Source organism: Thiomicrospira sp., from assembly GCF_036568485.1.
Lineage (GTDB): Bacteria > Pseudomonadota > Gammaproteobacteria > Thiomicrospirales > Thiomicrospiraceae > Thiomicrospira.
Genome location: NZ_DATCSL010000065.1, coordinates 1 through 9,931, shown reverse-complemented (window position 1 = coordinate 9,931; position 9,931 = coordinate 1). Strand labels below are relative to the sequence as shown.

Below are 9,931 nucleotides of genomic sequence, written 5' to 3'. Positions count from 1 at the left end.
TGTGCTAATAGATAATAACGCCGCAACGATAACTAAATGACGATTTTTCATGGTGTTTCTCCTAGTGATGAAATTAAATGGGATTATTTCCCATTTGTTGAAACTATAAATGTGAAATTTTCCCATGTCAATATTTTTTGTTATCATAGTCACATATTTTTTTACGGGAAAGCTCAGTGATCCATTCAGATTCATCAACCTTAGTTAAGATGGTGGCGTTATTATTACGCCCAATTATTAGGATGTTATTACGTCATGGCGTGACCTATCCGGTGTTTATGGAGTTGGTGAAAACAAGTTATGTTCAAGTCGCCGAGCAAATGCCTGCGGGTGCAAAACCCGTCACGGATAGTCGGATCAGTGTGCAAACCGGTTTAAACCGCAAAGAAGTCAAACGCCTAAGAGGTTTAAAACCCGAAGATGGCTTATCGACCAAGTTTCAACAGGCCGGTCTGGGCGCACAACTGGTTTCGACCTGGTTGAGTCAGCCGGACGGGCTAGACGAAAATGCGCAGCCACGGCCTTTGGCTCGACTGGAAGCCGATGATCAAGAAAAATCATTTGAAAGCCTGGTTCGTTCGATCACCAAAGATGTGCATCCGCGCTCAATCTTAGATGACTGGTTGGTGCGTGGCTTTGCGTATCTTGACCAACAAGACCGAGTTCACCTCAATCAAACGGCCTATGTGCCAACGCAAGACCAAAATGAACAACTGTTTTTTGCGCAAAAAAACTTAACTGCGCATTTAAATGCGGTGGCGCATAACTTAGAAGCCGATCCGGTCATGTTTGAACGCTCGGTTTATTACAACAAACTATCGCGTGAGTCGATTGAAAGCTTAAATGACTGGAGCCAACAGGCGTCTATGAAGTTGCTCACCGAGTTTAACCTTAAAGCCCAAGCCTTAGCCAAAACCGATCGCTCGTCAGATGAACTTTATACCGCGCATTTGGGTGTGTATTTATATCGGTCGGACATAGATGACCTTGTGCCACCTAAGGAGGGTCAGTCGTGAGCAATTTGCTAAAACGCCTAGGTTTTGTCAGCTTTTTGCTGGTTTTATTACTCAACACCTCCTGCCAAACCCACCCCAACGCAATCGCCAGCTTGACCGTGCCCAGCGCATCGGACGAAAACGATTCAGGCTTTGGTGGAACAGGTTTAATTAACGATAGTGGCTTTGGCGGCACAGGTGTCATAGGCGTGGTTACCGGCTTTGGAAGCATTTGGGTGAATGGCGTACACATTAAATTAGATCAGCAAACCCAAGTCCAAAGTCAGGCGGAAGCGTTTGATTTAAACCAGCTCGAAATTGGTCACCAAGTCAGCGTTAAAATAAGAGAAAACGCCAGCTTTGCCGAGCGTGTCGAGGTATTTTGGCCGATTCAAGGGCCAATTAGCCATGTTGATAAAGATAATCAGACCATCCAAGTGCTGGGTCAAACCATACAGCTTGATCAACACACGCAAGGTTTAGAGCAACTTAAGGTTGGCGAATTTGTGCGAATCAACAGCTTTGGCGGTTCGAACCACCAGGCCTGGTATGCGACACGTATTGAATCACAACCAGGTCAACAGGCTTATGTGGAGGCGACTTTAAGCCAAACGCCAGACCAAAGCTGGACAGTGGCCGGCACAAAACTGAAAACAACTCAGCTACCCCAAGACCCGCAGCAAGGACAGCTAGTGCGTTTACAGTTTAAAACCGAAAACAAGGTTCCGCGTTTAACAAGTGTTGAGCCGGTTATGCGAACGCAAAGGCTCGAATCACAACGCCTATTAATTCAAGGCCAAGCTCAACGTGTTGGCGATAATTGGTGGTTGGAAGGGGTTAAGGTTGAAGGGTTGCAACAGACTTCGCCCGCCGGATTACAGTTGTTTGAACTGCAGCAAGATCAGCAGGGTTGGCAGATTCTAAATCGGATAGAAATGCGCTCATGGCTGAAAGATTGGCCACAAACCATGCGGCAGTCAATAAAGCCGAATCAAGGCTTGCGTATAAATGAATTGTTTAAAACACGTCAACTAAATCATAGCGCGCCTAGAGGAATGAAGCCCATGCGTGATGTCAGGCCAGGACGCCCACCCGCGCCAACATCTCCAAGGCATTAATCTGAATCAGTAAACAACCAGGCCTGGTTGTCTAGCATATTGAAGGTTTATTTTGTGGGATGTTCGTAGTGAATATAGGTTTGTAGCACACCGTAAGCCATGGTGCCTAAGAGTAAGCCGGCAAAGGTGAAGATTGCGCCGATTTTGCCTTCGGCCATCATGGCTGGAATCGTACCTGGGCAAGCGGCGGTCATGCCCCAGCCGATGCCGAACAACATCGCGCCCAAAATCAAACCTTGCTGATAGGGTTTTTTCACAAAATCAACCTGCTCACCAGTGGCGACGGAATGGACTTGAAATTTTTTGAGCAAGAAAACACCAATCATCGCGACGACGACGGCGGTTACGATGACTTCCATTAATTGAAAATCAATAAACAAGAACATTTTGGCGTGATAATCATAGGTGGTGGCGCCAGCTCGGCTCATTAGGAAACCAAACATGCCGCCCATAATGAGAGAAAATAGATTCACTTTGTTCAGAATTTTCATCGTCACAACCCAAATAATAAATGCGTGGTAATTAAGGCGCTGCCAAAAAACACAACCCCAGCCAATAGACTGGGGGGGTTAAGCATCGCGCCACCGACTAACGCATGGCCTGTGGTACATGCCCCTGCGAGTCGAGCGCCGAAGCCGAGTAACATGCCGCCAAACACGAGCCAAATGGCTTTGGCGGAATAGGTTTGAGGCAAAATCGTATCATACATGCCCATATCAAAACTAAAGTGCCAAGTATCGACTGAGGTTAAGGCTGAAATAAGGCCGCCAATTGGAATACCAATTAAAAACCAAAGTTTTGAGTTGTTGAGGTTGCTGTATTCGCCCATGCGAAAGAATTTGATTTTGCGACACACCAGCCCGCAGAGATTGCCATAGCCGGTTGAACAACCCGCTGGTTTGCCTAGTAACCAGAAGTGGCTGATAACGAAAAGACCGATTGCGATACCAGCAATCCAGCCAGCCCAAACTGATATTTCCATTTTATAGACCCTATAAGAAACTTTTATAGATATTTTGCCTGAAGCATAAGTAGCTTCAAGCTTGGGTTTTTTTATAGGGTATAAATAAACTTTATTAAGTACCAGGCCTGGTGCTTAAAAATATCGTTAGCCACTAATGAGTAGGTATTTATAGCGCTTTAAATTCAGCGGGTTATCCCTATAATGCGCAACACCGATAAGGCAATCAGATATGGTTAAAACGCAACCCCGTATTTATCAATTGGCTACGGGGTTTATGCGATAAATCAGCGGCATAAATCGAATAAAGATTATCACTGTCACTTCACAACTAACGCTATATGAAACGCAAAAAGTAGAGAAACCTGCTTTTTTGAGCGTGATTTATCTACCGGTGTTTACCCAATAAGGCTGAGATGTTTAACCAAAACCGATTCATGCAACTAAAACAGACCTTCAAGTTATTAGGTGGGGTAGACGTTTATCGTCAACTGGCCCGCAGGGGACTGAATATTTATCGAACCTTAGTTCGTCAAGGTGGTTTGAAGCTCAAGATCATCGCTGGGATGGTCCTAGTGGTTTTTGTGGCGGTGGGTTTGTTAAGCCACTTTTTGACCGGACTGCTTGAGCGTTCCTTAACCGATAAAGCCTACGAAGTTGGCCAAATGGCGGTTGCCAGAATTGCCGACGCTTCTTTTAACGCGATTGTTGAGCGCACCTACGCCAATCGCGTCAACCTAGTAGAGATGCTCAAAGAAACCAAAGAAGCCCAAATGGAGGGGTTTTTGGACATCTCTATTTACGTGTATGAACCTAAAGAAGATCAGCCCAGATTTAATTATTTCGCCGGATTCATGGAGCAACGCGAGGCATTACAAGATGACCATTTGGTCAGTCAAATTTTAGCCAGTCAAGATCGCCAAGTTCTACGTGACACGGTCGCTTATAACCAGAATGGTCAAGCTGCGCAGGCGATCCGTTTTGTAAGGCCGGTGGTGTTTAATGTGGGCGAGCAAAAACATATCGTCGGTGCGGTGGTTTTGCATTATGACCAGCAAGCCATTTTAGGCCCGGTTCGTCACGCCGCTCAAATTTCCAGCTTGATCACCATGGGTATTCTGGCGTTATCCATTGTGCTGGCTTGGTGGTTCTCATTACGTTTAACCCGCCCTATTTTAAGTGTTTCGCAAGCGGCGAAACAGGTTGCAGAAGGGGATTTGAATACCAAACTCGACATCAGCACCAACGATGAAATCGAAGACTTGTCTGATGAATTTAACAAAATGGTGAAAGGCTTAAGAGAACATCAACGCATGAGTAAATTTGTATCCGGTTCGGCGATGAGCCAAATTCAGGACGATTCGGCTCAGGTAACATTGGGTGGGCGTTATCGAACCCAAACCTTATTGTTTAGTGATATTCGAGGCTTTACTGCGTTAAGTGAGCATCGTGCACCGCAAGAAGTGGTCGCGATCATCAATCATTATTTAGACCTGCAGACCCGTATTATTCGTCAACATGGCGGGGATATCGATAAGTTTGTCGGTGATGAAATCATGGCGACCTTCGAAGGTGAAGATGATTTAAAGCGCGCGCTTGAAGCCGGCGTCGCAGTTCAACAAGCCATTGCGCAGGAAAACAAACTGCGCGCCAAGGCTCAGCAGGTGACAGTGAATGTCGGTATCGGCCTGAATCGGGGTGAAGTGATTGTGGGCAATATGGGATCGCACGACCGCATGGACTTTACTAGCATCGGTGCGGCCGTTAATTTAGCCGCCAGATTGTGTGCGGAAGCCGCGCCGGGCGAAGTGTTAATTCAACAATCCTTGTTTAATGAATCAGCCAGTGAGTTAAATGTGGGTTCTGAACGCTCGATTAAGGTTAAGGGGTTCAGCCAGCCATTGATGGTTGTTTCGGTTCAAAAGGATGGGGCGCATGAATTTTAAGCCGGTGGGTTTGATGCTGGCGGCCAGCCTGCTTTTATCAGCTTGTGCGCCTATGTTTAAGGCGTTAAGCCCTGAACAAAAACTCGATTTTTATGAACGTGTGATTGAAGAAGCTCAAGATCACCGTGACAGAGCGCTATTTTTCGAACAGAAAGGTTTTCTAGCAAAAGCGCAGGAAGAATATGAAAAAGGCCTGTTTTTTGGAGACATCTCCGGGATAGATCCAGCGCAAGTAGAAAACTTGAAAAATCGCATTGAAGCGGAACGTCAGGTCGCTTATAAACATGCGCAACAGGCTTTGAAGCAAGAGAATTCTCAAACAGCATTGATCGCATTTAACCAAGTGTTAAAGCTAGATCCTCACTATGAAGATGCACAGCAACAATATGATCTATTGTTAAAAGACCCGAAAAATGGCGCGCTTCTTACAGAAAAAAAAGCGCAGCTAAACCAGTTTTTAAGCCAAAAAGATCTTTCGAATAAACAGCGTCGCGAGCGTGATCAAACGGTTAAAGAAATTTTAAATCTGCGTCATGATCACCGACAGGCGTTTAATTATTTGCTTCAACAATATGAGCTAGAGCGCCAAGAAAAAAATATCGGAATGGTTCATCTACGCCAAGCCAGAGAGGCATTTGCCCAAAACGATCTTGAAGCGGCTGAGCTAGAATTTAAAAAAGCCCAAACATTCAGTGTGACGCAACAAAAGGCCACGCGCGGTTTGGTGCGATTACAAAAACGCAAAGACGCTATTTATTTAACTGCATTGGCTAAAAACGCGTTAGCGGCGAGTCAAATCGAAAAAGCAGAAGGTTATCTAAAAAGAGCCTTAGCGGCTGAAAGAAACTATTTACCAGCACAAAACCTATTAGCCGATATGCGACAACAACATCAACAAGCGGACGCGCAAGTTAAGTTAACTCAGGGGCGCGAGTTATTAAATGATGGGCATTATGTAAACGCACTGAATCAGGCTGAGGCGGTTTTAAGAGTTGATCCTACACATGCTGGGGCACGCACCCTCAAAGCAGATGTGAATAAGACTATTATCGCCAATAGAGCAAGATTGTTAAAAGAAGGTGAATGGTACTTTGATCAAAACCGTTTCGACGAAGCGCTGGCGCGTTTTGAGACCGTGTTAAGAATTGAACCCGATAACCCGGTTTGTAAAACCTATATGGTGCGAATTAACAAACGCCGTGAAACCCTAGAGATGTTAAGTCGCTAAGGAGTTTGAGTTTGTTTACTTTGCCAAATAGCTGACCACCAGGCCTGGTGGTCAATCATTTTGTTCGATGTGGTTGGCTTAAAAATAGAAATTAGAACTCATACGCATAAAGCGGGACTCGCTTTATAGAAACGCGTTATAAAAAATCCTGTGTCGTCAGAATTTTTCCATATCCAAACGCTAAAGCCGCCATCGCAGTGGCATGAACGTGTTTTGCCGGAACATGTACGCCATTAAATTCTAAATCCATGGTTGCACAGGCATCTTCAATAACGCTCACTTTGTAACCAAAGTCAGAGGCGGCTCGGCTGGTGGCTTCAACACACATATGACTCATGGCTCCAATTACCACTACCTCGGTTACTTCCGCTTTATCCAGTTCGGCTTTGAGTGAGGTTTTGAGAAACGAATTTGGAAAATTCTTTACGATCACAGGTTCATTATTTTCTGGTTTAACGCTGTCATGAATGACGACGCCTGGTGTGTTGGGTTCAAAAAACGGCGCATCGGTTCCATCAAATTCGTGGCGAATATGGATGATAAGTGTTTCGTCATTTCTTGCTTTCGTTAAAATTTTTGCGGCATTTTCTGCGGCTTGCTCAACCTGACTTAAGGGTAGTTTCCCGCCAGAAAAATATTCACATTGAAAATCGACAACTAAGATAGCTTGCTTGCTCATGGTTTTACTCCAGTTATTAAAAGGTGTGCTGTGAAAGCATGGACAAGTTTAATCTCGGGGCGCATAATTTGAAGTGTCGTAAACGACATTAAAAGAGGCGATATCGACATTGAAAAAACAACAGCAGATAGAAATTGGTTTGATTCTTTACCCACAAGTGCAGCAGGCTGCGGTATTGGGTTTAACGGATTTGTTTCACATTGCAAATGACATAGCACAAAAGCAATCGATTACCTTACCCTTGCTAAAAACAACGCACTGGGCGTTGGAGGGTGTAACGAACCAGATTGTTTGTGTCTATGATTCGGATGCCATGCTAAAAGCTAAACCATCCGTTTTAATTGCACCGCCCACGCTCGCTTCGCCGACCGAATTAGAGTCAATTAGCCCATTTAAAGATTTCTTGTTGGCGCATCATAAACAAGGGGTGATTTTGAGTTCGGTGTGCGCAGGCGCATTTGTACTGGCTGAAACAGGTCTGCTTGCTAATCGAACGGTGACCACGCATTGGACATATACTGACTGTCTCAAAACTAGTTTTCCGCATATTAAAACCGATCCTGATCGCCTGATTATAGAAGACGGGGATTTGATAACAGCCGGCGGAATCATGGCTTGGACAGATTTAGGACTGACATTGGTTGAGCGTTTTTTAGGCGCGAGTGTGATGATTAAAACCGCACAAATGCTGTTGATTGATCCACCTGGGCGTGAACAAAGCTATTATCGTGCATTTGTCCCTAATTTTAATCATCAAGATAATGCGATATTAAAGCTACAGCATGCATTACAGGCATCGGCTGAAAAGCATTTTACGCTGGCCGAATTAGCCAGCCTAGCACAGCTTGAACCGCGCACTTTGTTACGCCGTTTTCAAAAAGCCACCGGCATGACAACCACCGAATATATACAGCGGCTCAAGGTCAATAAAGCGCAAGAGCTGCTGCAGTTCAGTCGTTTACCGGTAGAAACAGTGGCATGGGAAGTCGGCTACAGTGACGTAAGCGCGTTTCGAAAAGTATTTTCGCGCCTAGTTGGACTGAACCCAAGCGATTACCGTCAACGTTTTTCATCGAATGAAAAAAATTGATATAAAAGCCGAAAACACGGCTTTTACGTTCCTAGTTTGCAAAATCTTCTGGGTCGTAGCCTAGGTTGGGGGCGAGCCATTTTTCGGCTTCGGCGATAGTCCAGTTTTTGCGTTTGGCGTAATCTTCAGCTTGGTCTCGGCCAATTGAACCGACACCGAAGTATTTACTTTCTGGATGCGCAAAATACCAGCCTGAAACCGCCGCCGTCGGGGTCATCGCATAGCTGGAGGTTAAATCCAAACCGATTTCGCTATCCGGCTTAAGCAACGACCAAAGCGTGCCTTTTTCGGTATGTTCTGGGTTGGCCGGGTAACCAGGTGCCGGACGAATACCGCGATATTTTTCTTTAATCATTTCTTCGTTGGTGAGCTGTTCATCGGCAGCATAACCCCAAAATTCTTTACGCACCTTTTCGTGCATATATTCCGCCAAGGCTTCGGCTAAACGGTCGGCCAAAGCTTTAAGCATAATGGCTTGATAATCATCATGCGCGGCTTCGAAGCGTGCAATGTGTTCGTCGATGCCAATACCGGCGGTGACTGCAAACGCACCAATATAATCTTCAAGCACCAGGCCTGGTTGTTGTTTATTGGCTTTGGGGGCGATGTAATCGCTTAAACACTGGTTGTATTGGCCAGGTTTTTTTTCGGCTTGTTGACGCAAGTTGTGTAAACGCGTTAGCACCTTTTCACGTTGGTCATCTTCGTAAAGCTCAATATCATCAACCACAGAGTTGGCTGGATAAAAGCCAATCACCGCACGTGCGGTTAACCATTTTTCCTTAATAATGGTTTGTAGCATGGTTTTGGCGTCGGCAAACACTTTACGCGCTTCTTCGCCCACCAGCTTGTCGTCTAAAATGCGCGGGTACAAACCGTGCAAATCCCAAGACTGGAAAAACGGCGACCAATCTAATCGATCCAATAAGTCTGTTAACGGAATATCGTCAAACACTTTGGTGCCCAAAAAGCTCGGTTTGGGCGGGGTGTAGTTTGTCCAATCAATCGGAATTGGGTTTTCGCGTGCTTTGTTGAGCGGCGTACGTTTAACTTGCTTAGAACGCGCTTTACGTTCTTCACGTAATTGCGCGTATTCATCACGAATCTTAGCGGCGTACTCGACTTTTAGATCATTCGAGATCAAACTTTGTGCGACACCAACCGCACGCGAGGCATCTTTTACATAGACTACTGGGTGATCATATTGCGGTTCGATTTTCACCGCCGTATGCGCTTTCGAGGTGGTGGCGCCACCAATTAATAAAGGCAAGTTCATGCCACGGCGTTGCATTTCTTTGGCGACATTTACCATTTCTTCCAAGGACGGCGTAATCAGGCCAGATAAGCCGATCACATTGGCGTTTTCTTTAATCGCCGTGTCGAGAATTTTTTCGGTCGGCACCATCACGCCTAGGTCGATCACATCAAAGTTATTACACTGCAGTACCACGCCCACAATGTTTTTACCTATGTCGTGCACGTCGCCTTTTACGGTGGCCATGACAATTTTACCTTTGGCTTGGCCGCTGGCTTTTTCGGCTTCTAAGAAGGGCTGTAAATAAGCCACCGCGCGTTTCATCACGCGCGCAGATTTGACCACTTGGGGCAAGAACATTTTGCCCGCGCCAAATAAGTCGCCGACCACGTTCATGCCATCCATTAATGGGCCTTCGATCACCTGTAATGGCGAACCTAGTGTGGTGCGCGCTTCTTCGGTGTCGTCTTCGATGTAGTCAGTGATACCTTTAACCAAAGAGTGTTCCAAACGTTTTTCAACGCTGGCTTCGCGCCAACGAATATCGGATTCTTTGGATTGTACCGAACCGTCGCCACGGAATTTTTCGGCCACTTCAAGCAAACGATCCGCGGCACCGGAATCCTTGTTCAGCACCACATCTTCCACGGCTTGTTTTA

The 9,931-nt window shown here is 45.7% G+C and carries 9 protein-coding genes; 5 read left to right on the top strand and 4 right to left on the bottom strand.

Annotation, left to right across the window (positions count from 1 at the left end; genetic code table 11):
- Positions 1-176: 176 nt before the first annotated feature.
- Both VIM91_RS07030 and VIM91_RS07025 read left to right on the top strand, forming a co-directional pair.
- The gene (locus VIM91_RS07030; protein WP_331864110.1) at positions 177-1,016 is read left to right on the top strand and encodes a DUF6502 family protein; all 840 of its coding nucleotides are present in this window, start codon (positions 177-179) and stop codon (positions 1,014-1,016) included.
- The gene (locus VIM91_RS07025; RefSeq protein WP_331864109.1) at positions 1,013-2,113 is read left to right on the top strand and encodes a DUF5666 domain-containing protein; all 1,101 of its coding nucleotides are present in this window, start codon (positions 1,013-1,015) and stop codon (positions 2,111-2,113) included. Before VIM91_RS07030 ends, VIM91_RS07025 begins: the two co-directional genes overlap by 4 nt.
- A gap of 47 nt (positions 2,114-2,160) precedes the next feature.
- On the opposite strand, the gene VIM91_RS07020 is transcribed toward VIM91_RS07025, so the two are convergent.
- Complete coding sequence (locus VIM91_RS07020; protein WP_331864108.1) at positions 2,161-2,604, bottom strand: DUF6691 family protein; 444 nt, start codon at positions 2,602-2,604, stop codon at positions 2,161-2,163.
- Between the two features lie 2 nt (positions 2,605-2,606).
- Entirely contained in the window at positions 2,607-3,170 is a 564-nt protein-coding gene (locus tag VIM91_RS07015) for a YeeE/YedE family protein (protein ID WP_331864111.1), read from the bottom strand.
- A 320-nt stretch (positions 3,171-3,490) separates the two neighbouring features.
- On the opposite strand from VIM91_RS07015, the gene VIM91_RS07010 reads away from it, so the two are divergent.
- A complete protein-coding gene (locus tag VIM91_RS07010; RefSeq protein ID WP_331864107.1) occupies positions 3,491-5,020 on the top strand; it encodes an adenylate/guanylate cyclase domain-containing protein in 1,530 nt (509 codons plus the stop codon).
- Positions 5,010-6,248, top strand: coding sequence for a tetratricopeptide repeat protein (locus tag VIM91_RS07005; RefSeq protein WP_331864106.1), 1,239 nt, complete (start codon positions 5,010-5,012; stop codon positions 6,246-6,248). The genes VIM91_RS07010 and VIM91_RS07005 overlap by 11 nt, the downstream gene beginning before the upstream one ends.
- Before the next feature lie 136 nt (positions 6,249-6,384).
- Here VIM91_RS07005 and VIM91_RS07000 read toward each other — a convergent pair whose 3' ends face one another.
- Positions 6,385-6,927 (bottom strand): cysteine hydrolase family protein, encoded by a 543-nt coding sequence (locus VIM91_RS07000; RefSeq protein WP_331864105.1) that lies wholly within the window; start codon positions 6,925-6,927, stop codon positions 6,385-6,387.
- Between the two features lie 109 nt (positions 6,928-7,036).
- Here VIM91_RS07000 and VIM91_RS06995 point away from each other — a divergent pair, with 109 nt between their 5' ends.
- Positions 7,037-8,017, top strand: coding sequence for a GlxA family transcriptional regulator (locus VIM91_RS06995; RefSeq protein ID WP_331864104.1), 981 nt, complete (start codon positions 7,037-7,039; stop codon positions 8,015-8,017).
- A 31-nt stretch (positions 8,018-8,048) separates the two neighbouring features.
- Here VIM91_RS06995 and VIM91_RS06990 read toward each other — a convergent pair.
- A partial coding sequence (locus tag VIM91_RS06990; protein WP_331864103.1) for a vitamin B12 dependent-methionine synthase activation domain-containing protein occupies positions 8,049-9,931 on the bottom strand: 1,883 nt, incomplete at its 5' end.

Coding starts and splice junctions, on each gene's coding strand:
- VIM91_RS07010 (WP_331864107.1), top strand. CDS start 3,491: ATGTTTAACCAAAACCGATTCATGCAACTAAAACAGACCTTCAAGTTA.
- VIM91_RS07000 (WP_331864105.1), bottom strand. CDS start 6,927: ATGAGCAAGCAAGCTATCTTAGTTGTCGATTTTCAATGTGAATATTTT.
- VIM91_RS07020 (WP_331864108.1), bottom strand. CDS start 2,604: ATGAAAATTCTGAACAAAGTGAATCTATTTTCTCTCATTATGGGCGGC.
- VIM91_RS07005 (WP_331864106.1), top strand. CDS start 5,010: ATGAATTTTAAGCCGGTGGGTTTGATGCTGGCGGCCAGCCTGCTTTTA.